Genomic DNA, 26003 nt, shown 5'->3' with positions numbered 1-26003 from the left:
AGTGATGAATGAAGCTGACACCTCAAACAAGGGGGCTGTGATGGAATCCCTAAATTCTGCTAATTCGCCACAATCGGAGTTGGCGAGTTGTCCCTTTTACTCAGTTGTGCCTAATGACAATGTGGCAGTTAAGCAACTGCCACTCCTGATGCCAGCTGAAGATACACAATTTTCACAAGATACCATCCAGCAGGACTGGGTTGCAGAGCCTGAAAGCGGCAAACAAGCACTTATTGACTCGGAATTTCAGAACCTGCTGGCATTGAACGAAGAATTGCGTGCGGCTAACAATAACTTGTATGAACAAGTGGAGCAGCTAAAAGACAATCTAGCTGAGTCTGAAAAGGTTTTGCAGTGGCAGAAAACGCGTTCCAGCGTTAGTGAGTCGATGCTCAACCAACATACTCAGGAATTAGCTGCGGCTCAAGAACAGATAAAGTCCCTATTTCAACAATTAGAAACTGCTGTACAAACTGTTCAACGCCAGGAACTTTTTATTGATAGTTATAAAGCACAGCTACAAATTAGCCAACAACGCCTTGCCCAGCTAGAGCGAGAATGTACTTTGCTACACACTAACAACAACGAACAGTCTGAGCAGTTATTGCAATCAGAAACTGTTTGTCGGGAGTTACGTACTAGACTGATGCGACAACAACGCCAGACGCTGCAATTTAAAGCAGCTCTGGAAAAATGTTTAGATACATCGGTTCCTAGCTATGACTCCTTAGAAGATACTGCAAAACATCCGAAAGACATAACTAGCGGACAAGGAAGATTTTCTCGAAAAGCTCGGTCTTTGTTTCCTAACGCCCAACCAATTCAACCTTGGTCAGCAGAACCAGAATCCTTGAGTGAGAATGTAGATAATTCTTGGGGCGAACCGTCAGCACCAATCCCATTCCAAAGAAATGAACCGACTCCGCCGCCATCATCTTCTTGGAACTGGTCAGTTAAGCAAAATACCCCAACACCAGCAGAACCTAGCCCCTCTCCAAAAATTGACGATTCCCCAGATACACCGGAAGCTGTTTCAACTTCGGGATCATCAAATTTAGATCAGCAATTAGATAGTCTAATCCAAATGTTTTTCACCTCGCAGTCTGCATCTACATCACCACCGCCTGCTGTGAAAACAGATGCAGGTGATGCTCCTATCTGGGAGACTTTAGCAACAATCCTAGAAGACGACGAGGAGCAGTTGGAAGCAGAAATTAATCCGCCTGCAACTACCTCCACTTCTTGGATGACAGATTCTGTACTTTCACCAGCCAATAACTTACCAGTTTCCTCCACTTCTCCTCACACTGAGACGCTTGTTGAAGAAACTGAAGATTACTGGTCAGAAGTTTCCCAATTGTCACAAATGGAATTGTCGGCGAATGATTTGTCACCAGAGTCATTAGGTGATAACACCAATGATGGCAATTCACCCTCACCAGTGGTTTATCCCCAGCGTCCACCCAAGGGGCGTAAATCATTGGCATCCGTGGAATTGCCGAATTTTCGCCCCAAGAGTCAATAGTTGGGAGACGCGATTAATCGCGTCTGTACAGGAATTAGGAGAGACGCGATTAATCGCGTCTGTACAGGAATTAGGAGTAGAGACGCGATTAATCGCGTCTGTAATTAACGCCCAATGCCCAATGCCCAATGCCCAATAACTAATTCAGAATCCTTGCCTCTGACTTCGGAATTATGGCTTCTGGGTTGGCTTTTGCTACTTGAGCGCGCGATCGCGGTTTGCCTGTGGCGATCGCATAATTAATCGCCAACAGCCACAGCCACAATCCCGGATTCCGGGGTTCTAGCCAAAAACCTACCCGATTTAAGAAGCGCCCAAACCAAGGACTCAGCAAAGCACTAACCAGGGCATGACGGCCGAAGTTGAAATAACTACCAAGCCATCTGAGTAAATCCCTAGGCCCAGCAAGTTGCCAAATCCATAAAAGCAAGGCGGGATTTTTACTAGCTGCTTTCAGGGCTAGGCGGTTAAAGGTTAACCAATCACACCGATCTTTGATGAAGTTATCTGCCACCTCTAAAGGTTCGTCTGCTAACAGCCCAAAAAAGGTATTGAGCATGGAGTTAATACGTTGCGGTGGTAAAAATTTCCCGGTGGGCACCATCATGCCTTTGGAAAATAGCCAAGTCACTGAAACGTTGCTTTGGTAGGCGCGAATCTGGTTCAAGTGGCGGAAGCTCAACAAGTCATGTTTGAGAGCAGTATCCAACAGCGTTGTTAAGCGCTCTAAGTTGCGAACTAGCGAACCAAAACCTGTGAAGACGAGGGGAGACTGGAGTGATGCGGCATCACCGATCGCAATCAATCGATCAAAGGCAACTGTGCGATCGCTACTTCCCACACTAAAATGCCCCGGTATATACCCAAATGTCGGCTTCTTCCACACCAATTTGTCCATATCACACCTGCGATATTCTGGCAAAATCGTGAAAAAGTCCTCGTACATCTCCAGCAAAGAACCGGGATTTTCAGCATTGACTTCGTGGTAATGAAATAAATAAATCGTCAGTTCATCATCTGCTCCAGGAAACAATTCCCAAATCAACTGCCTTCCCCGCGAAATATCCCCATGACTGTAAAGAACATCCCCATATTGGGAATCCCATACCTCCGGCTCAAATCCGCTCTTAATAGCCGCTCCCACTGTCGGACATACACTATCAAAAGCACGACCACCATTTAATTGCCAAGCGATGGGGGACGCAGTTCCCATCGCATCTATTAGCAGCCGTCCACTTACTTCCTTTTCAATCTGACTTGGTAAGTGCTTGACTTTCAGAAGTACTTGTGATATATCAATATCTGCACGCATAAACTCTGTTTCATCCCAGATTTCACCGCCTGCCGCTTGCAGTTTTTGCCCACACATTTGGAGCCATTTTTCGGAATCTAAGCCTAAATTTAGCACTGTGGGTGTGTGGAGGACGGGCGATCGCAGTTTGGCTGGATTATTGGCATCAAAAAACTTATTGAATCCGTCTTTGTATTCCCTGGCAATGATAGTTTCTAACTCAGCGGGGGTGAGTAAACCCAGGTTAACTAAGCTTTGAATCTCATCGCGCGAAATATTCCATTCTCGGTTCATCCGCCCAAAAGGCATTCGTTCCACCAGCAGAACTTTATATCCGAGTTTTGCCATCAGTGCTGCATGAATCGCGCCTAGTGCGCCACCGATGTAGATAATGTCGTACTGGGCATGGGGCATAGGGCATGGGGCATTGGTTGTTTCCCCCCTGCTCGCCTGGTTACTGAGCGCAGTCGTTGGCGCAGCCTCTCGTAGAGAAGTATGCTCCCCTGCTCCCCTGCTCCCCTGCGAAAACACAACCTGCCGGGGCTGCTGCGGATTCCGTACCCCTTCGCGCCATCGTTGTTCCCACCAGTAGGCACGCGTTAGGTCATATTCACCGTTGGGCATTTTCTGAAAATACTTGACGGTGAGGGGGTAAACAGAGCCTAGTGCTGCAAAAATCGATTGCTGGGATAAATCAATTACTGGTGGTTCTGGGTAATGATGCCCAAAACGGCTTCTGATTTCTTTGGTTAGGCGTTGCAGAATTTGCCCCTCACTGGGAAAGGGTTGTTCTGCCCAACGAAACACTTTTAGATAGGTAGTTCGTTGCACCGACCAGACAAATACCGAAAGTTCCGCAGACAAGTTTTCGGAAAGAGCCACCCCAGCAGTTGTAGTTGCAGTAGGGATTTTGAGGCGAAAGCCTTCCGAGGTAAGCACTTTTTCTGCATTTCCGGGTTCAAAATCTGTTTGTAACCAGCTACGCACAGTTGCTATATCGGGAGTTGGAACTTCTAAATAAAGGATTTCTCTCATCGTTTCCTGACATCTCCGATCAATCTACTCACTAAGACAGATTTTATGAAGGCACAAAGTAAGGTAAACTCCGCCCTATTAGTTTCGTAAAGATTCAGTGAAGAAATCTTAAGAGTTTGTCAAATTTATTGTTCATTTTGTATTTTTGTAAACCCACGCCATGAATTATCCCATTCCAGACAGTCCCCAGGAAATTGTTGCCCTGCGACAACAGCCGATTGATGAAGAATTAGTTGCTAGTGCGATCGCTGGAGTAATTAAAATTGTCCGCGCTCAAGGTCAATCTTTGGAAGAATTAACCGCTCAGTTGCTAGCAGACGATCCACTGCTGGATCAGCAACAACGTCGTTGGTTGAGCCAATTAGTTGCCCAATCCTGGGAAAAGTTCTCCTAAAACCTTGCATAGGATGAAGTTTTTGTTGCAGCCTTAGATTTGTAGGTCTGCACCTAAATATTGGAATATTGGCGATGCCTGCGGCGGGCTGCGCCTACGCATTTTAGGTATAGGAGTAACAATAATTCTCAATATGGGATTGGCAATTGGGTTGCTATTTTGGCATTCATGGCATAGAAGCCACTAAATTAACCATATCAGCGTTTTACGTTGCTAATGAATTTTACTACGTTCTGAAAGCGAAAGACCTCTGGTGCAAACCAGAGGTCTTTTTTTTAGATCAATGCACAAAAGTGTTGCCTACTTATAGAAAGCGATCGCTTCCCCTTCTCATCTAAAAGCGTAAACTCTTACCACACTACATATCTCTTTTTGTCAAGTAGAAGCTTTCAAAGCTGCTTCTGCTTGGGAGTGCAACAACAAACCGTATTCCAATCCCTCCACCACAGCTTGATAGGAAGCCTCCAAAATATTGGTGGAAACCCCCACCGTCGTCCAGCGTTGACGACCATTGCCTGATTCTACCAACACACGGGTTTTCGCCGCAGTGCCTGTATGTCCGTTGAGAATCCGCACTTTGTAATCTGTCAAATCAAAGGTTGCTATTTGGGGAAAAAAGTTCACCAAAGCCTTGCGTAAAGCCGCATCCAACGCAGCCACAGGCCCGTTACCTTCCGCCGCCTCCAGAATATTTTTTCCGTCAACAGCGATTTTGACTGTAGCTAGGGCATTGCTAGTTTCTTTCCCCTCGATTAAGTCACAGTGGACTTGAAAACCTTTGACTTCAAAAAACTTCTGGCGACCTCCCAAAGCTTCGTGCATCAACAGTACAAAACTTGCCTCTGCTGCCTCAAATTGAAATCCTTCACTCTCCAAATCTTTGAGGCGCTGGAGAATTTCCCTGGCCTCTGCTTTTTGCTGATCTAGTTCAATTCCAAAACTGCGAGCTTTGGCTAAAACATTGCTAAGTCCAGACTGTTCAGAAATCACGATGCGGCGATGATTCCCGACTTGTTCCGGCTGAATGTGTTCGTAAGTCAGGGGATTACGTTCCACGGCTGATACATGAATACCGCCCTTGTGGGCAAAAGCCGAACGTCCCACAAAGGGAGCGTGTTCATCTGGCGCGAGGTTGACCACCTCACTCACAAACCGACTCGCTTCTGTAAGTTGTGTGAGCTGGTCTTCTGTGATACAACTGTAACCTGCCTTCAATTGTAAATTGGGAATTAACGAACAGAGGTTAGCATTACCGCAACGTTCACCGTAACCGTTAATTGTGCCCTGTACCATCTTTGCCCCTGCCATAACGGCGGCTATTGCATTAGCAACCGCCATTTCCGAATCGTTATGAGTGTGAATTCCGATTTGGGGCATTGGGAATTGGGGATTAGGGATTGGGGATTGGGAAGATTCTTTCCTAGTCCCTAGTCCCCAGTCCCCAGTCCCCGATACCCAGTCCCCAGTCACCTTTACCACATCTTGAACAATTTGGCTAATTTCGTGGGGTAAAGTGCCGCCATTAGTATCACACAGGACTAGCCATTCAGCACCAGATGCGATCGCAGCCTCTAATGTCTGTAAAGCATAATCTCGATTGTGCTTATAGCCATCAAACCAATGTTCGGCATCGTAGATAATGCGACGTCCTTGAGAACGGAGGTACTCAATCGTGTCGCGAATCATCGCCAAATTTTCTTCTAATGTCGTCTTGAGTCCTGTTGTAACGTGTAAATCCCAAGACTTGCCAAAAATCGTTACCCAGCGGGTTCCCGCAGCCAAAATATCCTGTAGCATCGGTTCGGTTGCAGCAGTGGAGTTGGGGCGGCGAGTCGAACAAAAAGCAACAATTTCAGCCTGTTTGAGCGGATCTTCTTGGAGTTGCCAGAAAAATTGTACATCCTTGGGATTGGCACCAGGCCAACCACCTTCAATGAAAGGAATTCCCAGTTGATCAAGTCTACGGGCAATGCGTAACTTATCTTCTATCGATACTGATAGCCCCTCGCGCTGAGTGCCATCCCGTAATGTAGTGTCATAGAGCCAAAGTTGAGGTGAGGAATTTGTGGTCATAAAACTGGGACCGACTATACAACTTTCGAGGCAATGTGTCAATATACAACAAAATGCCAGTTTGGCAATTTAAAAATGCCTAAGATACTAGCTCAAGGTAAAACAATTGAGTGCGGACAGAGAAGCAATCTCCGAACAATTTTGCTGCAAAATAATATTGACCTCTACAATGACGGTGCTAAGGTAATAAACTGTCGAGGCATTGGCAGTTGCGGTACCTGTACGGTTAAGGTAGAGGGCAAAGTATCAGCAGCGAATTGGCGTGATCGAGCACGGCGTTCGCTTCCTCCCCATTCTCCTACAACAGACTTGCGTTTAACCTGTGAAACTCAGGTTTTAGGCGATGTGAAAGTGACAAAGTTTGATGGATTTTGGGGACAAGGTTCTCGAATAGTGTGGACACCAAAAGGTTAAAAAGGAGTAAGACAAGATGGGTAGATGGACACCCTTAATTTTAATGGCTGGAGGTTTGGCCATTCTGCTTGGTACATTACTAGGCATCAACTTTCCTATGGGCGTACAAAGCGCTAACAATCCCGGTGGCAAAGCAGCAAAAGTCCTGCCAGCTAATATCAATGTTAATAGCAGTGCTGGCAGCAAGAATGATGAAACTGCAACTGAAGGAAATGAAACAACTGAAACAAACCCAACCAGGCGCAGTATTGTAGCCCCAAGACCTGACAACAGGAGTAACGTTGCCCAGAATCCTTCTGATGACTCAACATCACCTTCTGACAGTACAACAGACAGCAATACAGATACTTCAGGAACAAACACGCCATCCAGCAATACAAATCAAGGCAACGAACCAATTCGAGCCTTGTGGTAACGATAGATCCGTCTTTAGTTACGAGTTATAAGTTATAAGTTATGAGTTATTAGTTATGAGTTATTAGTTATGTACTAATGATAAATGGCTAATGATAAATGACTAATGACTAATGACTAATGACTAATGACTAGTGAGACTGTAATTATTGGTGGCGGCGTTATTGGTTTAGCGATCGCCATTGAACTAAAACTGCGCGGGGCACGTGTCACCGTGCTTTGCCGTGACTTCCAGGCTGCTGCTACCCACGCCGCCGCCGGGATGTTAGCACCAGATGCGGAAAACATCCCGAATGGGGCAATGCGTTCATTATGTTGGCGATCGCGTGCTTTATATCCCGACTGGACACGCAAATTAGAAGAAATAACTGGCTTAAATACTGGGTATCGGCCTTGCGGTATCCTCGCACCCTTTTTTGAAGAAAGCGGGGGAGCAGGGGAGCATACTTCTCTACGAGAGGCTGCGCCAACGACTGCGCTCAGTAACCAAGCGAGCAGAGGCGAAAGTCTTTCTCCCTCATCCCCGGCTTACTGGTTAAACAAAGAGGCAATTCATCAATATCAGCCAGGATTGGGAGCAGAGGTCGTTGGTGGCTGGTGGTATCCTGAAGACGCACAAGTTGATAATAAAGCTCTAGCTCACGTATTGCGGACAGCGGCTGAGTCTGTTGGTGTTGAACTCAAAGATGGGATTACAGTAGAAGCATTTTTACAGCAGCAAGGACAAGTGGTTGGCGTGCAAACCAATGCCGGAATAATTCGTGCCGCGCATTATGTTTTAGCTTCAGGTGCTTGGTCAAATGAGTTATTACCACTACCTGTGCTACCCAGAAAAGGACAAATGCTGAGTGTGCGGATACCAGAATTTGTGCCAGAATTGCCTTTAAAGCGGGTTTTATTTGGGCAAGATATTTACATCGTACCAAGGCGCGATCGCCTCATTATTGGGGCAACAAGCGAAGACGTTGGCTTTACCCCCAACAACACCCCAGACGGCATTCAAACATTATTACAAGCTGCCATCCGGCTGTATCCCCAACTAAAGCATTATCCCATCCAAGAATTTTGGTGGGGATTTCGCCCAACTACCCCCGATGAATTACCCATCCTTGGCACCAGCCACTGTCAAAATTTAACCCTGGCTACAGGTCATTACCGCAACGGGATTCTACTGACACCTGTAACAGCCGCATTGATTGCCGATTTAATTTTAGAACAAAAATCTGACCCTCTACTTGCTGATTTTCACTATTCCCGCTTCCAGTCCAAGCCATCTACCTCCACCCCAATGCTGACTCACTCTGCCAATTTCTCTAACGGGCATCACCCTGCTATATCCCCACTCCCCATTCAAGACTCCCCGCTAATTATTGCTGGCAAAACCTTTCAATCTCGCTTGATGACCGGAACTGGCAAGTATCGCAGCATCGAGGAAATGCAGCAAAGCGTCGCCGCCAGCGATTGCCAGATTGTCACCGTGGCAGTCCGACGGGTACAAACCAAAGCTCCCGGACATGAAGGTTTAGCTGAAGCCTTAGATTGGACGAAAATCTGGATGTTGCCCAATACCGCAGGTTGTCAAACTGCTGAAGAAGCGATTCGGGTGGCGCGTTTGGGACGAGAAATGGCGAAATTGTTAGGGCAGGAAGATAATAATTTTGTCAAGTTAGAAGTAATACCTGACCTTAAGTATTTACTCCCAGACCCGATTGGGACGTTGCAAGCCGCAGAACAACTAGTTAAAGAAGGTTTTGCAGTATTGCCCTATATCAACGCTGACCCCATGTTAGCCAAGCGTTTAGAAGAAGTAGGCTGTGCGACGGTAATGCCTTTGGCATCGCCGATTGGTTCTGGACAAGGGCTAAAAACAACCGCCAATATCCAAATCATCATCGAAAATGCAGGTGTGCCAGTGGTGGTAGATGCCGGTATTGGTTCACCCTCAGAAGCCGCCCAAGCAATGGAATTGGGAGCAGATGTTTTGTTGATTAATAGTGCGATCGCTCTTTCTCCAAACCCAGCAGCAATGGCTCGTGCCATGAATTTAGCAACAGTCGCCGGTCGTCTAGCATACCTTGCTGGCAGGATGCCCATCAAAGATTACGCCAGTCCTAGTTCTCCTCTGACTGGGACGATTACTAGTTAGGGACTAGGGACTGGGGACTGGGGGGAGCAAGAATTTTAGATTTTAGATTTTGGATTTTAGATTGAAATTTAATCCAAAATTTAAAATCCAAAATCCAAAATTGAACTGCCCAATCCCCAATAATGTAACGATTTGTCTAGCAGTTTCAGAGCAGATTTAGCATTTATGTAACATTAAATGAACGATAAAGATAAAGGAATTAATTCATGCCCTATACCAATGAAGAAGGCGGCCTTCTGAATAATTTTGCCAGGGAACCAAAGATTTATCAAGCAGAACCTCCCACGGAAGGGCAAAAACGAACTTATATCTTACTAGGAATCGTCGCTACAGCTTTGGTTGTCGGCTTGATTCTAGTCGCCTTCTTTGTTTCTAAGAGCAGTTGAGCATAAAACATTTTAATAAAATTTCAACTTTTTTATAGTTTTTCAGGTTCCGATTTTCAGAGGGGCCTGCTTTTTTATTTTTTGTTAAAATTGAATTAGCAATTTAAAGTATAATTATATACTTTCTTATTTTTACTACACCTGAAGGCTCAATTTATCCTGAGCAGCAGAACATCTATTTAAAAATCATTTTTATTATGAGTTTAACCAACTTGGATGCACCCCGAAAGGTGATATATACTGTGTTTTGGCTCTTTAGCCGCTATGAGCGTGAATGATACTACACACAACAATAATTCTACTTGGAATCGGCAAGTATACCACCGCCTGAAACTTGCCCTAAGTCTTGGTTTACGACAACAACTTTTTTTAGCGGTATGTGATGATTTACACTTAAGAAATCAGGTAGCAGCCCGTTTGCATTCTACATTGGCTTATCCTGTTGGACAGGTGCTATATCAGTCATCAAATACCCAAGAAAATAGCACTCCAGCTTATCCACGATTAGTCACGTTGCGTTTGAATTTAAACGATCCAAATCCCATAATCCAGATTAATCAATGGTTGGCTAATTATCCACCGCCAAGTGTTGGAGCATCAAAAGATACCCCTGGAAGACCTTTTCCAGTACCAGCATTTCAGATTGTAGGCGTGGAGCATCTCACCAAGCAACCAGTTGCCACACAACGGTTATTTTTGCACTATCTCCGCTTAAGTGAACAATATTTCTCTACACAAGAATCCAGCCGATTTCTAGAATCTAATTTGCTGTTGTGGATACCGCGTCCTTGGTTATCTGCTATCAAGCAATCAGCACCACAGTTTTGGCGTTGCCGGACTGGCATATTTGTGTTTGCTGGAGAACCCACACCAGCAACTCAGAATTTGGGCTATCCAGAACGTTTTTCACGTTCTGGAAGCTTGGATTTAGGGAATATTGAGCAGTCGATTCTAGATGAATCAGTTAACCAAGCAGAACTCAGAACCGCGACTACCGATTTAAAGTTTGAGAATAATTCTGATTTCCCAGCAGAGACACAAGGGAATGGCGGACATAAAACCCAGGAAGCTGCGCCACAACAGCAGGAATCTACTAATAGGTCTGGTAGTAGGAGTAATAATCAATCGCTGTCGTCTTTATCTTATATTAGCAGCGAATTAGCGGAGCTAGTAATAGCAACAATCAACACAAATATTGCTCAAGATACAGAGGATTACTTACAACCGCAGCAGATTTTGTTGGAGATTGAAGAATTACACGAAAAGCAAGTTTCAGGGGAGGTACTGGCAGAAGCTTATCATCGCTTGGGCACTTTATACCGCCTTCGCATTGAGCAAGGAGAGTCAACCCTAGAAAACCTGATGGTGGCAATTATTGCCTATCAGGAGGCAATTAGCTATGACGAAACCTCACCGCAACTCCCAGATATCTTGAATGATTTGGGTACACTCTACTGGATGCTATACCGCACCCCACCCAATTCTGAGGAGGGACAAACTTATATAGAGCAGGCAATAGAATTTTATCAGTTGGGGTTAAAGATGATCTCGCCCCAGACACATCCAGAAACTTACGCTCGTGTGCAAAATAATTTGGGGACGGCTTATGGTGATTTAGCTCGTTTTTCTCACCCATCTGAAAATTGGCAGCAAGCAATCATAGCTTATAGTGAAGCACTTAGCTACCGTACAGCCGATATGGATTCATTAAAGTATGCGGCTTGCCAGAACAATTTGGGTACTGCTTACTGGCATCTAGGGCAATACAATCAACCGATTGTGCATTTAAAGAAAGCGATCGCAGCTTACAACGAAGCACTTGTACACTACAACCCCGAAGAAGAACCACTTAAGTATGGCATGATTCAAAACAACATCGGTACTGCCTGCTGGAATCTGGCACAATACGAACAACCTGCCCAAAATCTCCAGCTAGCTATAGATGTCTACAGCGAGGCTCTCAAGTATCGCACTCCAGCTAATGTTCCCAGCGCCTGCGCCGCTACACAAAATAATCTGGGTACTGCCTACTGGCATTTAGCAAACCTATCTCAGACAACTAAAGAGGCACGGCAAAAGTATCTGCAACTATGTATCAGCGCTTATGAAGAAGCTATAGCCTTGGCTCACTCACTTAGCGGTACTCCTTTAAGTTTTGATTTGCTTGCCTCTTATAATAACCTGGGACTGGCCCATTATCAGCTAGTAATAGATAAGTCTTTTAATGGCGACAAAGCAACACGTTCTCAACACTTAGAAGTAGCATTAGATAAACATTTGCAAGCCTTAAACGGATTAAGTAAACAACCAGAGGCTTATCAAACAACCTTCACTTATGTAGTGAAAACTATTCGTGCTTTTCATAATGAGTTAGGGATACAGGGACAAAATCTGGCTTTATCTAAAGTTCCTAGTCACTTGTTGCCAGAGATTTTGTCAAAGTTATAACGCATATACCGAAAACCCTTAAGGATGAACCTGATTAGGGACTTCTCAAACAAATCCCAATACGCAAGGGTTAAGGCTTGATCCTCCCTAACCCTTGCGGTTATCCTTGAATTCGACCCAATAGTGCGGGGAGTGTCAAAAAAGAGTAGCTTGATATCAAATTGACAACTATAAGGGAACCAAGTAATATGGCGATGTCTACGATGGTCACTGAGCTTTGTCGTACCCTTCGGGAAGCAAGCTACGCACAGCGTCTCGTAGAGAAGTGCGGGCTACGCCTACGTAAAAAGTTTTAGTAAGCTGTTGCGCCTTTAATTTGCACTAATATTTTTTCAAGATGATTGTGGGGTGGGCATCCTGCCCGCCCTGATAATGCAAGTTGTATACGTAACAGCTTAATTACATACTGGTAAAATATTTTAACAATCCATAAAGTAAGCTTATTAAATATAAATTATTTAATAAGATATCGCCAAAAATATAAATATTTCATAAAAATTACAACATGATATTTGCATATTTTCCGTAAATTTACTAAGGTAGACTGGAGACTTACTTGAGAGAAGTTGCCCAATGATAGTTAAAACCTAAGTTATGAAACTAAGTTTTGTTTTCGCTACTGCTATATCTAGTTTTTTTGTGAGTGCGACCGCAGCATTTGGTTTTTCTGGTCAAGCACATGCTCTAACTTTTTCTGGTATCTCTAATGCTACATGGGGAGAACCTACTCCAGGAAGTATAGATACCAATCCCATATATACAGGTGTGGGAAATAACATATTTACTTGGGGTGATCCTAATGTGTGTCCACCAAGTCCAAATCCTCCTAGTGGGTGTACAACAACAGGCTCAAATAAACTTACGTTTAATGGAAATTCCTTTTCAACTGATATTAACTCTGGATTCAAAATAGGTGATTTAACTTACTTTAATGGAACGGTAGTTCAAGGTACAAGTGTTGAATTTGTACCTTTAAATCTCAATGTATCCTTCAGTCCTACCGTTGGAATCAGCCAAGTTTTTGACTTCAACTTGCATCTAGTAAATACACCTAACGAAGCAACAGATCCTGAAAATAATGCAGACTTTGTATTTATAGACACAAATTTGAGTGATCGTAGTTTCACCTTTGAAGGCAATAAATACACGCTTGAGCTAACTGGCTTTAATCCAGACTTTCCCCAGATAAGTATTAAGGGCCTTGAAGGAGCCACAACTACAACAGCTATTTATGCCAAATTCAAAACCATACCCGAACCTGCAACAGTAGCGGGTATATTCCTGCTAGGGATATACATGATATCTCGGAAAAAATTCTTGGAGAAGAAATACTAAGAGCTTTGGCGGTTAGAACAGCTGTTTCTGTTCGCCCTTAACGATGTAATTACACTAAGGAATTTTCCGGCTCCAATATCAGGTTTATAGCGATTCTCGTACCTGTGGCAAGCCCTACGAACGGTACGCAAGTTTACTCAAGTCTGTTAACCCACCCACACAACTGGCTCCAGTATTCCACGCAATTGAGAACTGCTACATACCCCACATTTCATCCTTGTTGATGGCAATTGAATAAATTTTAACTCAGCACAAGAACTGCTGCGATCGCATCAAAAATTTATCGGACTAACCCTTTCAAGGTGACTCGTAAAATCTCTTGAAAATTCAAACCCGCGCTGGCGGGTTTCGTTTTTATGGTTGTCCGACTTCTAATCGCCAAGATATATAATTCGAGTTTGGCTAGTTGCGTAGGCGTAGCCCGTCCTAGACATCGCGATCGCTTGACCTTGACCGAGGTATCAACAATCCAATATATGTACCGACAGCAAATTTTGTTAAATCGAGAAATGGAGGGCGACTCTTTTCGTCGATAACTGCAAGAGTTAGAGAACCAATCACCATAATTAGCGTTACAACAGCCAGCACTTCATCTCTTGAAGGAAATTTCTTGGATAACATTTACCGACTCCCAAATCATTTGAATCACTCACTACATCTCTAGCTTTACAGGCGAGTGGTTGTTGTAGGCTTAAATACAAGCTTGCGATATGAATGACTTGTGTATGTGATGAGCATGAATTGCCAAATTGACAGTTAGAATCAGCAAAAGTGTAGTGGTTAGGTTATGTCCGGGCGATCGCTTTGCTGTTCTCCAGAAGGTATCCAAAAAGCAAAAAAAGCTTTGATCCGCTCTTCCTTAACTCAAAAGGCATTAGCTGAAGATTTAGGAATTACTCGACAGCCGATTGGAAAGTTCTTTACAGGTAAACCTGTTGACCGCAATCTCTTTGTCCAGATTTGCGACAGGCTAGACCTAGAGTGGGAAGAAATAATTGCTGAACCAGCTAGTGAACCAGAGGTAAATCAGGATAACAGCATTGATATCGATGCGCTCGTTCAAGAGGTACGCGAAAAGATAAAACCCCTGATTCAACAACGCTGCGGCACAATGCGGGTGCTGGATATGACTCAACCCATCATCTTGAATGACATTTACATCAGCGTCAATATATTAGAGAAAATCACTGGACAGCAACGGTTAGGAATTGATGAATTATTGCAACAGTATACTAGCGAAGATTTTGACAGCTTTGGACTGCGTAGAACTGCTCAAGAACCAGTACCAGGACTAGAGGCTGTAGAAGAATATCCCAAGTTGATGATATTGGGTAAGCCAGGAGCAGGTAAAACGACGTTTCTGAAGTATTTAGCGATTCAGTGTATTGGAGGTGAGTTTCAGGCTGAACGTGTTCCGATTTTTGTCACCCTCAAAAACTTTGCAGAGGCTGCAAACAAACCTGGATTATTGCAACACATCACTGAAGAGGCGATAAATTGTATCTCTTCTATCCGAGATGTACTAACCTATGGCAAGGCATTAGTTTTACTCGATGGGTTGGATGAGGTTAGAGAAGAGGATAGTAACCGTGTATTAAAGGAAATTCGTGAGTTTTCCGATCGTTTTCCAAAAAATCAATTTGTCATGACCTGCCGGATTGCAGCAAAGGAGTATACTTTTGAGAAGTTTACAGAGGTGGAAGTTGCTGATTTTGATGATGACCAAATTTCCAACTTTACCAATAACTGGTTTAAGGATAAAGCTGTAAAACCAGAGACTTTTATCAAACGTCTCAAAGAAAATAACCGCATCAAAGAACTTGCTGCAAGTCCGCTGCTGCTGACATTACTTTGTTTAGCATTTGAAGAGTCAGGAGATTTTCCTGCAAATCGTTCTGAGTTATATAAAGAAGGACTGGATGCGTTATTAAAAAAATGGGATGCCAAGCGGGGAATTCAACGCGATCAGATTTACAAAAAGCTATCAGTTCAACGCAAAGAAGATTTACTCAGCAAAATGGCGTTGACTACCTTTGAGGGAAGTGAATATTTCTTCAAGCAGAAAGTAGCAGAACAATACATTACAGAATACATCCGCAATTTAACCGATGCGAATACTGACGAAGAAGCATTGCAACTTGACAGTGAGGAAGTTTTGCGTTCAATTGAACATCATCATGGACTAGTTGTAGCAAGGGCAAAAGGGATTTACTCATTTTCTCACCTCACATTTCATGAGTATTTCACAGCTAGAGAATTTGTGGTTGTAAGACAATCATCAGAGGAAGCATTGCAAAATCTTGTTAGCCACATCACTGAGAAACGCTGGCGGGAAGTCTTTTTACTTGCGGTTGGAATGTCGCCAAATGCAGATCGGTTATTGCTGTTGATCAAAGAGAAAATTGATTTTACAGTAGCTGATGATCAGAGGTTGCAGAAGTTTCTTCTGTGGGTAAAAGAAAAATCTCTTTCCGTTAAGCTTTCTTACAAACTAGCAGCAGTTAGGGCCTTTTACCTCTCCCTCTCCCTCGACCTCGACCTCAACCTCGACCTCTCCCTCTCCCTCTCCCTCTCCCGATCCCTCGACCTCTCCCTCTACCGATCCCTCGACCTCTCCCTCTCCCAATCCCTCTCCCAATCCCTCGACCGATCCCTCTCCCTCTCCCTCTCCCGATCCCTCGACCTCTCCCTCTCCCGATCCCTCGACCCAGAACTCAAGAATTTGCTGCAAAAACTTCGAGATCAACTACCAAGTAGACAAGACAGGCAAGAATATGAGAAGTGGTGGTTAGCTAATGGGAAGGCTTGGTGTGAAGAATTAAGAGAAGTAATGATTAAATATCGTAATATCGGTCGTAATTGGCAGTTTAGTAACCAGCAAAAGGAATTGCTTCGGCAGTATTATGATGCCAATAAATTACTGGTAGATTGTCTAAATAGCGATTGTTATATCAGCCGTGAAGTGCGACAGCAAATAGAAGATACCTTGTTATTACCGATCGCAGAGATTAAACAGTGTCAGCAGCAATCTTAAATACACATATAGCAGATAGTTGATCTTTCAGTCCGACAGGTAAATCATTCGTTAAGAAAACGAAAATATTTCCCAAGTCCTAGCAAATCAATCTAGAATAAACGTAAGAGTTCGCAGTTAGCCACATTCGCCTCTATTCAATGGCTTAGATATGTGGACATAAGTAATAAAACAGGATTTTGGAACAAGATGATACTCGTTTTGCGTCCTATAAATATCTCGCCTCTGATTTTAGTGACGCACATTAGCAGGATGCAAATTCTGGGGAGCGATGTCTACGATGGTCACTGAGCTTGTCGTACCCTTCGGGAAGCAAGCTACGCGCAGCGTCTCGTAGAGAAGTGCGGGCTATTCGGCGTCGCGATCGCAAAGACTTCCCATCATAATAAGTACTTTTATCTTCGGAATACGCCTAAAGACAGGTTCAAAAACAGTCAGAAACAAACTCAGTGAATCCCCGTCATAAAATACATCACATACACAAAGGATCACCCTCTTATGACTCGCCTACATCAATGGAAATTCGGAACTGCTGCATTTATGGCAATGGCCGTTACTACAAGCGTCATTAGCCCCCTATTCAGCTTGGCTCCTGCTAATGCACAATACAGAATTGGGCAAGACAGAATTGGGCAATATGGAAACGTTACCATTCCTTCTGGGGTTGCTTTTCCTGTTACCTACGAAAAAGAGACAATTACTATTGCTCCTGGGGAAAGTAAATCTCTAACCTTGAGAATAGCCAATGACATTATCGACAAAAATAGAAATGTCTTGATTCCTGCTGGTACTAAAGTAAATGGACGGCTAGAATCTGTTGACTTAGATAGTTATTCAAGAGATACAAGAAATACAGATGATAATCAAGGAAAAGGCGTAAGGTTTGTCGCTCAAGAATTAGAATTTTCTAATGGTCAGCGTCAATCGATTAATGCAAGTTCTCGGACATACACCACAACTCAAAGAGTTTCACAAGGCCCCAGCACAAATCAGGTTTTAACTGATGCAGCTATTGGTGGGGGTGCTGGTCTTTTAGGTTCACTAATTACTGGTAACCGCAGAATTGACGATTTAAAACCTGTTCTCGGTGCGGCTGCGGGTGCGGGTGCGAGTGTGCTGTTGCGGAAAAAAGAAGGAAATGCCTTTGTCCTCAGACCTGCACAGGATTTGAGGCTTACACTAAATTCTAACTTGAATTTAGTACCACAATCCCGCTACTAGATTTAACTCCATTCAAGTTGTGACTTTAATCACCCATGATAGGCGATCGCCACTTTAAGTATAGTGGGCGATCGCCTTCATTTTTAACCCTAAAAAATCTATTTTCCAGCAACTATTCTATATCTGTATCGTCTTACTCAGCATCCATATTTATTAGAATACCTATTTAATTGCGCTATGGAGGAGATAGGAAAGTTGGCTCTATTGTATCTTCTATCCAAAAGAATATTCAAAATTACGGAATATCCTGATATTTTTGTTAAATAGTAGCGATAAAGGAGCATTTACTTGTGGTAATCCAAGGTTTCGGTTTAAGTGCATATCTTGCAATTCCTGTAGTATTAAGTCTTTTGGCTCAGGGAGAAAAGATAAAAGAATCTTTAGTTGAAAACGTCCCTCAGGTATCCACTAACAAAGAAATGGGCCTATCCAGCCGCGAGTTAATCAGCACTAATGCGGCTCCGAAAACATACTATGTTAGTGGTAGTGGAAACGACAAAAATAGCGGACTCTCTACTTCATCCGCCTTTAGGACAATTCAAAAGGCAGCAGACCTTACCAACCCTGGTGATACAGTATTGATTATGAACGGAGTATACAAAAATATAGGCAAAGCTGGGAGTGTAGTAAGTATTAAACGTTCTGGAACTGCAAATGCATGGATTAGGTATAAAGCATATCCTGGGCATTTACCAAAAATTCAGCACAATACATGGAACGGTATCCTGATTTCAACTGGAGCTTCATATATCGAGATCAACGGGCTGGAAGTCATAGGGAACAATGCCAATGTAACCCTTGATTATGCGATGAGTGAGAAAAGTAACAAACTAAACCCACTGACAAATGGAAACTGCATCAACATTGATGGACGAGCCAACGGTCATGTTCATCACATCCGTATTCTGAACAACAAAGTGCATGACTGTGGAGGAGGAGGTATTACAGCGATTGAATCGGACTATGTGACAGTAGATAATAATGTGGTGTTCGATAATGCCTGGTACAGCGTTTATGGTTGCAGTGGCATTTCGATGTTGAATAATTGGAATTCTGACAACAAGCGGGGATACAAGATGTTCGTAACCAACAACAAAACCTACAACAATCGCATGTACATCCCTTGGATTGCAGTTGGAATGATCACAGACGGTAATGGCATTATTATCGATAGTTCAAGAAATGATAAGAACTCAAAATTGAGTGCATATACAGGACGTACTTTAGTTAAAAACAATCTGACATTTAATAATGGTGGATCAGGTATTCATTCATTTTTTAGCGATCATGTTGATATTGTAAACAACACTGCTGTTTTAAATAATCAGAGTCCAGAAATTAATGATGGGCAAATATTTGCTAATACGTCATCTGATGTCCAAATTCTAAATAACATTCTCTATGGTTTTCCTGACAAAGATATTAATACTAACGGTAAAAATACAAACGTTATTTATGATTATAATATCTACATGAATAGTTCTAAGATAAGTGTTAAAGGTCCTCACGATATTGTTGCAGATTCACAGTTTTTAAGTAAGCATCCCACTCTAGAAAAAATATCTGGTGATTGGAAATCGCGGTTAGATAAGCAAAATCCGCCAACGCGGACTTATGTAGAGTCTAAGTCGGCAGGTTTTGCTTGTGGGCCAGTGACTTATAATTTGCAAGGGAAACTCATCAAAGTGGGATGCTCCCCGCTATCTTTGGCTCAAACTACTTTTTCTGATGTTTCATCTAACTATTGGGCAGCACAATTTATTCAACAATTGTCACAGCAAGGTGTAATTGCTGGATTTCCTGATGGTAGCTTCCGCCCTGAAGAACCGGTGACACGCGCTCAATTTGCTGCGATGGTCAATAAAGCTTTCCAAAAAGCACAGCAACGGCAGGCAATCAATTTTACTGATGTGCCGAGCAACTATTGGGCATCCAGTGCCATTCAGCAAGCCTATACCATAGGTTTCTTATCTGGTTATCCTGGAAATCGCTTTGAGCCTAACCAAGCTATTCCCCGCGAGCAAGTTTTGGTTTCCCTCGCTAACGGTCTGGGATATACTTCTGGTGGCAATACCGAAAGCACACTGCAATATTTCAACGATGCCTCTAACATCGCTAGCTATGCCCGTAGCCCGATCGCAGCAGCAACTGAAAAGCAAATTGTGGTGAACTATCCGAATGTGAAGTCCCTGAATCCAACCGCAACCGCCACTCGCGCCCAGGTAGCAGCTTTTATCTACCAAGCATTGGTTAGTTCTAACCAAGCCCCAGCAATTAACTCGCCCTATGTCGTGTCAAACCTCAGCAATTAACTGCCCTATCGTGGCTGTCGGGCTTACTACCCCAACACCTGTATCAGTCACAGTTTCCCAAGGGACTGCTATTGTCCTCAGACCTGCACAGGATTTGAAGCTGACACTGGATTCTAATTAGAATTTAGTACCACCATCTTGCTAGTAGATTTAACTCCATTCAAGTCGTGACTTTAATCATCCCTGATCGGCGATCGCCACTTTAACTATAGTGGGCGATCGCCTTCTTTTTTAACCCTAAAAAATCTATTTCCCAGCAACTATTCTATCTCTGTATCGTCTCATTCAGTATTCATATTTTTTAAAATATTTATTTAATACCCTTAATCGCTAAGAGGCTGATTCCACTATATCCCTCTTGCTAGCTCGGTTTACAGGTATTTTCTGATTTCGACTATCTAATTTGACTGTATACCAAAAGTGATAGTTTTTACAAAAGGCAGAAATAATTGGGAACCTAATACTTCAGTAAATGTCTAATTAATTAACAGTAAAAAAAATAATTGTACTGGAGTTAAAAATTAATGTTTACTTTAAATCGTTGGCAATCTCGAACAGCTGCACTCATGGCTTTGAGCGTCACAGTCGGTACTGTAGCGCCTTTCATTACAGCTTCGCCATCTTTAGCTCAAACTACTTTTTCTGATGTTTCATCTAACTATTGGGCGGCACAGTTTATTCAACAATTATCACAGCGAGGTGTAATTGCCGGATTTCCTGATGGTAGCTTCCGCCCTGAAGAACCGGTGACACGCGCTCAATTTGCCGCGATGGTCAATAAAGCTTTCCAAAAAGCACAGCAACGGCAGGCAATCAATTTTACTGATGTGCCCAGCAACTATTGGGCATCGAGTGCCATTCAGCAAGCCTACACTATAGGTTTCTTATCTGGTTATCCTGGTAATCGCTTTGAGCCTAACCAAGCTATTCCCCGTGAGCAGGTTTTGGTTTCCCTCGCTAACGGTCTGGCATATAGTCCCATCGGCAATACCGAAAGCACTCTGCAATATTTCAACGATGCCTCTAACATTGCTAGCTATGCCCGTAGCCCGATCGCAGCAGCAACTGAGAAGCAAATTGTGGTGAACTATCCGAATGTGAAGTTCCTGAATCCAACTGCAACCGCCACTCGTGCCCAGGTAGCAGGTTTTATTTACCAAGCATTGGTTAGTTCTAATCAAGCCTCATCAATTAACTCGCCCTATGTCGTGGCTGTCGGGTCTACTACCCCAACGCCTACATCAGTCACAATTGCCCAAGGGACTGCTATTGCTGTGAAGTATGACAAGGCAGAAAAAATTCTGGTTACAAAGGATGAAACAGCGCCTTTGACATTGACAGTATCCCAAAACGTGGTTACGCAAGACGGATCTGTAGTGATTCCTGCTGGTAGTCAGGTTATTGGTCAACTCAAACCTGCTACAGGCGGTTCTCAATTCGTTGCCGAGAAACTGGTTTTGACCAATGGTCAGGAGTATCAGCTTAACGCTACTTCAGACGTGATTACCAAAACTGAAACCGTCAAAAAGGGCATTAGTACTAGTTCAATTATCAAGAATACTGTATTGGGCGCAGGTGCAGCAACTGCAATATCTGCTGTCACTGGCGATCGCGCCATTGCCACAGAAGAAGTCTTGGGTGGTGCTGGTATCGGTGCGTTGGTTGGTCTGTTCTTCGGTAAGAAGAGTGTTGACTTAATCGCCATTGACCCAAATACCGATTTACAAATGACGATCAATCAAAATTTGTTGGTTTCACTAAGATAGTTATTAATGCAAAGTTATAATTTACAATCTGTTCGCATAGATTAGACTTCTCCGAAAATGAATGTAGAGACGTAGCACTGCTACGGCTCTACAAGGGTTTTAGGCAACGAATAATAATTTCTGGAGATGTAAAATATATTTTGTAAATTCGGGATACTCTTAAAATTTTTTCCTCTCCAGGGTAAGCACATCATAACTTGTAACTCAACTTTAGCCCTCTTTTATATATCTGATGAGAGAAAAATAAGATGCTGATCTTGAATCTTTTTAAAAGGTTTGATCGGCAAAACCAAAAAATCTTCATTTGAAAGCAAGCACACAGAAACAAGGTTCTAAATATTCTCTAATGAGAGTAATAAAAGAGCGTCAATCTAAAGTTGAATTGTAAGATTAGTGTAAGTACTGTATATTGTAGGTATGTAGTACTCACGCTATTTTTTGACTAAACTTAGCATTTTTATAAAATTGCTGAAACTAAGTTTCAGCAGTAGTTTTGCGATATTTTCATTGATGAGAGTGATAATAGCGCTCCAGAGGTAAGACAATACTAAATTTTCTAGGATTTATTAAAAATAATTTTAATGTTGGTACTTTTGCTCAAGCGCGCAAATTAATTTAGGTGGTAAAGAAAGGAGATAATGCTTATGAATCAAGATTTATTGGATATTATTAAATTACTTCAAGGATTTATCCCTAAACTTACAGGTATCGGAAATCTGAATCTAAAACTGGCAGAAAATATCAATCCGTCTATTAATTTTAATTTCGTTATAATAGGTAATCAAAATAAGCCTTTAGCTATAATTACTCCCAGAGGTTCTACAAGTAAAAGCTTAGAAAATTCGTTAGATAATGTAAATGAATCCATTGCTTTTCTTCCAAATAATGCACCAGAAAAACGGAAAACAGAGCCAGGAAACAACATCAAATTCAATATTACAAATATCCCTTTTAGCAGCGGATTACATTTAATCATTAATCAAAGAAATTGGTGGCATAAAAAAGGAAACCCAGAAGATAAATCGGTGTTAATCGACAATATTAAATTAATTCCCATACAGGAAAATGAGTGGGCATTGATTAAAACAATCGAAAATGCTGAACAATTTGGATTATGTCTTAATAGAAATGGGGTAATAGAGTTAGAATTTCCAAGAAATAGTTCCAAACGAGTGATAGATATAAATAATTTATCATCAGAGTTATCGGAAACCTTCCAATTTACCGAGTATAAAGCTGGTGAAATTATAAAGCTGGAAGCAATTCCTGACTTAGTATTCTCAGTAGAGAAAAACATAGTTAAAAAAACAATCTTAATTGAATATAAACCCAAAACCTCTCGTAAAGAATATTTTCTCTTTATTTTAGCTCAGGAGTAAATTAGTATGTCCTTAGAAAAAGAAGATAACCTTAAACAAGAAAATGACAAATATTCATTTAAAACATTAGGGGGTAACAGCCAAAATTTTTATTTTACACTAGATGAAAAAGGGCAGCCTATTAAACTTGGTGACGGCAGTTTTGGTATAGTATTTGCAGTCCATGATAGTAATCAAGAAGACAGATTTGCTGTTAAACTTCTTTATGCTCATAAGATCGATCAGTCACGTTTTGACAATGAAATTAAATCAACACAAGAAATTACACGAGCCAAGGGAGAGAGAAAAATTTTTGGTGTTATCAGGACAGTCGGTTGGACTAATTCATTTCAAGAGTCAAATGTATATAAGACACTAAAGGTGTTTTTTGAACCATTAAGAATCTCAAATTATGCTTTAGTAACTGAGAAGTATGATGCAACACTGAAAGACATTTTGGAAAGAGACGGTAAACAAAATACAGAAGAGGAAAAATCTCAACACCCTACTGCTGGTAAGCTTACAGGATATGAGATTCTTAGACAGATGACCTTTGAAGATCGTATAGCTAATATACTTCCATATTTAAAAGATATTGCTCAAGGTCTTGTAACTCTTCATAAAGCTGGTCTGTTACACCTCGATATGAAACCTGCAAATATTTTCGTAAACGAAGAGGGTTCTGAGGTTAAAGCTGTGATTGGCGACCTTGGTTTTCTGTTACCAAAAAGAGATCCAATAACTGCATCTTTGCCAATAGCTAGTGCAGAACTACCTCTTGGAACACGTCACTACCGTTCACCTGAACAAAAAGACTATTTTGATATTTGTGATGCGGATATTCAAGTAGATAGCGAAAACCATAAAGTTGAGCTTATTAGTACCGATCCTAAACTTCGTGATTCAATTATTGGAAATAACGATTTTGTAGTTTTTAGTAAAAATAAAGAACAGTATGAAATTGAGTCAATCTCTATTGATGAAAACTCATCAATACACATTTTTTTGAATGTAAATAATGATATTATTAAAAATATTAATAATGATCATAAAACACAGATTTTATTGTACAAACGGCAAGGAATACAAACCGATCTATTTGGTTTGGGAGCGATTTTCTTCGACCTACTTACTTGTGGAGAATCGCCAGAGCGTTTTTATGATAATATTCGAGTAATTTATGACAAAAAAGAGAAAAAAGTTGATGAAATAATGGAAGACTATGAGAAGGTTTTTAGTCTTCAATCTAGCGAACCAAGTTTAGTTCAGGTATTTGAGCCTTTTAAGCTTCATAAAAATTCAACAACATATGCTCCTCGCGAAATTGTTGAGATTATTTTAAAGTGCATACTTTACAAGGCAGGAAATACTTTTTATACCCTTAGCGATGACAGTTCTGATAAAATAGCTGTGCAGCTTGTGCTTGATAAAATACTGGAATTAGAGCAGAGTAAAAATTTTGAATTTAGAAGAACAAATAATAGTCTTTATCGCCGCAATTGGGAAAAGGAAAATAATTCACCTACTCCAAGTTTTTTAGAAACACTTAAAGAACTACAAAACTTGGATAAGGATAAATTACCTGCTCGTTTTGTAAGAGGATTTTGGTATTTGGATAAAATATCTGAATTAGTTAATCGCTCTGTGCAATCTTCATCCTCGCAGAATTCATTCTCATTTAGTGAGTTACATCCTACAAACTTGGTTATTAGAGAGACAAATGGTGAACCAGAAAATCTAACTATAAGGTTTCAGGCATACAAGACGGAAGAGTATTATAAGAAAGATTTAAGAAGTGACTCTGTATATACAAAAATTACTCGTGATATGGGAAATCCCTTTGTTCCAAATTATTTAGCGTTTCTGCGTCGGAAAATTAAAATTAAAGAATTAGAGAATCAAAAATATGAATATCAATTTTTAGATTCGTCTTCTTATAGAAATAATATTGAAAAGGGAGATTGGATTATAATAAAGCCTCAAAATAATACTACAAATGTATTGTTGCAAGTTGAATTTTCTGAAGGCTCTAATTTAACTTATAAACACGTCTCGTTTCAGGAAGACAATAAAGATGAAGTATCGAAAATCATAAATAATATTACTAATAGTGAGATAGTAAGGGAAGTTGTCTACTACCAAAATATCGAACCTTCTGTTTATTATTTAAACATGATAGGAATTTATATATACAATATATTTTTCGTAGGCATTGAAAACAATACTTACAGTAAACCAGGAATAAATGATATAATCAATAGTCTTTTGACTATGAATAATTCTTTTAAGAATAAGAAGATAAATATAATAGAACCATATAATAGTGAACAAAAAAAGAATTTTTTTGATAACATTGGTTTGATCAAGCAGCCAAAAAATGCAAAAACGTCTAAAATTAAAGAAATTCTTGAAAGAGTTGCTTCTATCTATCTAAAACTGACTATTCATGAAAGCGAGAATTCCTATTATAATAGTGGCAAAGAAGATAAGGAGCGAATTACTTTACTTCTTGAGGATATTGAGAAACTCAAGCGTAATATTACTGATTTTATCAATACCAATGACATCCAAACTGTCCTTCTTAGATCATATCTTAGTGATGAGTTGCTTGAAAAAATACCAACACTGTCTACATTAATAAATAATAGCCAGATAGGTGTATCTCTAGAGTTTGATAAGCTAACTTCTTCGCTGGTTGAAGTACAGTCAGGTAATATGACAATACGCTTGGATGATATGCTAACTCTTTAAATGCTAACTATCATGTGAATAAATACTTAGCTATTTGATTGTTAAAAATTATAATCTGAGATTAGGATTTTGAGCAGCGTTAAAAGTTAAAGAAAAACGG

At 41.5% G+C, this 26003-nt stretch carries 16 protein-coding genes and 1 pseudogene; 14 read left to right on the top strand and 3 right to left on the bottom strand.

All coding sequences use genetic code 11. From position 1 onward, the window contains the following. The first annotated feature begins 4 nt into the window (after positions 1–4). Positions 5–1525 carry a hypothetical protein gene (locus tag V7K30_RS28370; RefSeq protein WP_335005053.1) on the top strand — a complete coding sequence of 507 codons (1521 nt, stop codon included), beginning with the start codon at positions 5–7 and terminating at the stop codon, positions 1523–1525. Between the two features lie 139 nt (positions 1526–1664). Here V7K30_RS28370 and V7K30_RS28365 read toward each other — a convergent pair whose 3' ends face one another. Continuing rightward, positions 1665–3851 carry an NAD(P)/FAD-dependent oxidoreductase gene (locus tag V7K30_RS28365; RefSeq protein WP_335005051.1) on the bottom strand — a complete coding sequence of 729 codons (2187 nt, stop codon included), beginning with the start codon at positions 3849–3851 and terminating at the stop codon, positions 1665–1667. Between the two features lie 160 nt (positions 3852–4011). Here V7K30_RS28365 and V7K30_RS28360 point away from each other — a divergent pair, with 160 nt between their 5' ends. After that, complete coding sequence (locus V7K30_RS28360; RefSeq protein WP_196522570.1) at positions 4012–4245, top strand: hypothetical protein; 234 nt, start codon at positions 4012–4014, stop codon at positions 4243–4245. A gap of 375 nt (positions 4246–4620) precedes the next feature. Here V7K30_RS28360 and cimA read toward each other — a convergent pair whose 3' ends face one another. After that, on the bottom strand, positions 4621–6318 hold the full coding sequence (gene cimA, locus V7K30_RS28355) for a citramalate synthase (protein WP_335005049.1): 1698 nt from the start codon (positions 6316–6318) through the stop codon (positions 4621–4623). A gap of 75 nt (positions 6319–6393) precedes the next feature. On the opposite strand from cimA, the gene V7K30_RS28350 reads away from it, so the two are divergent. From V7K30_RS28350 to V7K30_RS28325, 6 genes are all read left to right on the top strand, one after another. Next, positions 6394–6732 (top strand): 2Fe-2S iron-sulfur cluster-binding protein, encoded by a 339-nt coding sequence (locus tag V7K30_RS28350; protein WP_335005047.1) that lies wholly within the window; start codon positions 6394–6396, stop codon positions 6730–6732. A gap of 16 nt (positions 6733–6748) precedes the next feature. Next, positions 6749–7147, top strand: a complete 399-nt coding sequence (locus V7K30_RS28345) for a hypothetical protein (protein ID WP_335005045.1) — start codon at positions 6749–6751, stop codon at positions 7145–7147. A gap of 126 nt (positions 7148–7273) precedes the next feature. Next, the gene (thiO, locus tag V7K30_RS28340; protein ID WP_335005043.1) at positions 7274–9292 is read left to right on the top strand and encodes a glycine oxidase ThiO; all 2019 of its coding nucleotides are present in this window, start codon (positions 7274–7276) and stop codon (positions 9290–9292) included. 206 nt (positions 9293–9498) lie between these two features. Next, positions 9499–9678 (top strand): photosystem II assembly protein Psb34, encoded by a 180-nt coding sequence (gene psb34, locus V7K30_RS28335; RefSeq protein ID WP_335005041.1) that lies wholly within the window; start codon positions 9499–9501, stop codon positions 9676–9678. A 264-nt stretch (positions 9679–9942) separates the two neighbouring features. After that, complete coding sequence (locus tag V7K30_RS28330; protein WP_335005039.1) at positions 9943–12126, top strand: tetratricopeptide repeat protein; 2184 nt, start codon at positions 9943–9945, stop codon at positions 12124–12126. Positions 12127–12720: 594 nt separating this feature from the next. Next, positions 12721–13461 carry a choice-of-anchor K domain-containing protein gene (locus V7K30_RS28325; RefSeq protein WP_335005037.1) on the top strand — a complete coding sequence of 247 codons (741 nt, stop codon included), beginning with the start codon at positions 12721–12723 and terminating at the stop codon, positions 13459–13461. Positions 13462–13887: 426 nt separating this feature from the next. On the opposite strand, the gene V7K30_RS28320 is transcribed toward V7K30_RS28325, so the two are convergent. Beyond that, positions 13888–14082 (bottom strand): hypothetical protein, encoded by a 195-nt coding sequence (locus tag V7K30_RS28320; RefSeq protein ID WP_094350888.1) that lies wholly within the window; start codon positions 14080–14082, stop codon positions 13888–13890. A 166-nt stretch (positions 14083–14248) separates the two neighbouring features. On the opposite strand from V7K30_RS28320, the gene V7K30_RS28315 reads away from it, so the two are divergent. From V7K30_RS28315 to V7K30_RS28290, 6 genes and pseudogenes are all read left to right on the top strand, one after another. Next, on the top strand, positions 14249–16495 hold the full coding sequence (locus tag V7K30_RS28315) for an NACHT domain-containing NTPase (RefSeq protein WP_335005035.1): 2247 nt from the start codon (positions 14249–14251) through the stop codon (positions 16493–16495). A 498-nt stretch (positions 16496–16993) separates the two neighbouring features. Then, positions 16994–17716, top strand: coding sequence for a conjugal transfer protein TrbI (locus tag V7K30_RS28310; RefSeq protein WP_335005034.1), 723 nt, complete (start codon positions 16994–16996; stop codon positions 17714–17716). 1652 nt (positions 17717–19368) lie between these two features. Beyond that, positions 19369–20131 (top strand): annotated as a pseudogene (locus V7K30_RS28305) (S-layer homology domain-containing protein); the annotation flags it as partial. A gap of 421 nt (positions 20132–20552) precedes the next feature. Further along, on the top strand, positions 20553–21794 hold the full coding sequence (locus V7K30_RS28300; protein WP_335005032.1) for an S-layer homology domain-containing protein: 1242 nt from the start codon (positions 20553–20555) through the stop codon (positions 21792–21794). Positions 21795–22438: 644 nt separating this feature from the next. Further along, positions 22439–23173, top strand: a complete 735-nt coding sequence (locus tag V7K30_RS28295) for a hypothetical protein (RefSeq protein ID WP_335005030.1) — start codon at positions 22439–22441, stop codon at positions 23171–23173. Between the two features lie 6 nt (positions 23174–23179). Further along, a complete protein-coding gene (locus tag V7K30_RS28290; RefSeq protein ID WP_335005028.1) occupies positions 23180–25903 on the top strand; it encodes a protein kinase domain-containing protein in 2724 nt (907 codons plus the stop codon). The last annotated feature ends 100 nt before the right edge of the window (positions 25904–26003 follow it).

It is taken from the genome of Nostoc sp., from assembly GCF_036917655.1.
In the GTDB taxonomy this organism is placed as follows: Bacteria; Cyanobacteriota; Cyanobacteriia; order Cyanobacteriales; family Nostocaceae; genus Nostoc.
This window is presented reverse-complemented; position numbering and strand designations above follow the sequence as displayed.

Bases quoted from the DNA above. Each gene is read 5' to 3' on its own strand.
- V7K30_RS28370 (WP_335005053.1), top strand. From the start codon at position 5: ATGAATGAAGCTGACACCTCAAACAAGGGGGCTGTGATGGAATCCCTA.
- V7K30_RS28365 (WP_335005051.1), bottom strand. From the start codon at position 3,851: ATGAGAGAAATCCTTTATTTAGAAGTTCCAACTCCCGATATAGCAACT.
- V7K30_RS28360 (WP_196522570.1), top strand. From the start codon at position 4,012: ATGAATTATCCCATTCCAGACAGTCCCCAGGAAATTGTTGCCCTGCGA.
- cimA (WP_335005049.1), bottom strand. From the start codon at position 6,318: ATGACCACAAATTCCTCACCTCAACTTTGGCTCTATGACACTACATTA.
- V7K30_RS28350 (WP_335005047.1), top strand. From the start codon at position 6,394: ATGCCTAAGATACTAGCTCAAGGTAAAACAATTGAGTGCGGACAGAGA.
- V7K30_RS28345 (WP_335005045.1), top strand. From the start codon at position 6,749: ATGGGTAGATGGACACCCTTAATTTTAATGGCTGGAGGTTTGGCCATT.
- thiO (WP_335005043.1), top strand. From the start codon at position 7,274: ATGACTAGTGAGACTGTAATTATTGGTGGCGGCGTTATTGGTTTAGCG.
- psb34 (WP_335005041.1), top strand. From the start codon at position 9,499: ATGCCCTATACCAATGAAGAAGGCGGCCTTCTGAATAATTTTGCCAGG.
- V7K30_RS28330 (WP_335005039.1), top strand. From the start codon at position 9,943: ATGAGCGTGAATGATACTACACACAACAATAATTCTACTTGGAATCGG.
- V7K30_RS28325 (WP_335005037.1), top strand. From the start codon at position 12,721: ATGAAACTAAGTTTTGTTTTCGCTACTGCTATATCTAGTTTTTTTGTG.
- V7K30_RS28320 (WP_094350888.1), bottom strand. From the start codon at position 14,082: ATGTTATCCAAGAAATTTCCTTCAAGAGATGAAGTGCTGGCTGTTGTA.
- V7K30_RS28315 (WP_335005035.1), top strand. From the start codon at position 14,249: ATGTCCGGGCGATCGCTTTGCTGTTCTCCAGAAGGTATCCAAAAAGCA.
- V7K30_RS28310 (WP_335005034.1), top strand. From the start codon at position 16,994: ATGACTCGCCTACATCAATGGAAATTCGGAACTGCTGCATTTATGGCA.
- V7K30_RS28300 (WP_335005032.1), top strand. From the start codon at position 20,553: ATGTTTACTTTAAATCGTTGGCAATCTCGAACAGCTGCACTCATGGCT.
- V7K30_RS28295 (WP_335005030.1), top strand. From the start codon at position 22,439: ATGAATCAAGATTTATTGGATATTATTAAATTACTTCAAGGATTTATC.
- V7K30_RS28290 (WP_335005028.1), top strand. From the start codon at position 23,180: ATGTCCTTAGAAAAAGAAGATAACCTTAAACAAGAAAATGACAAATAT.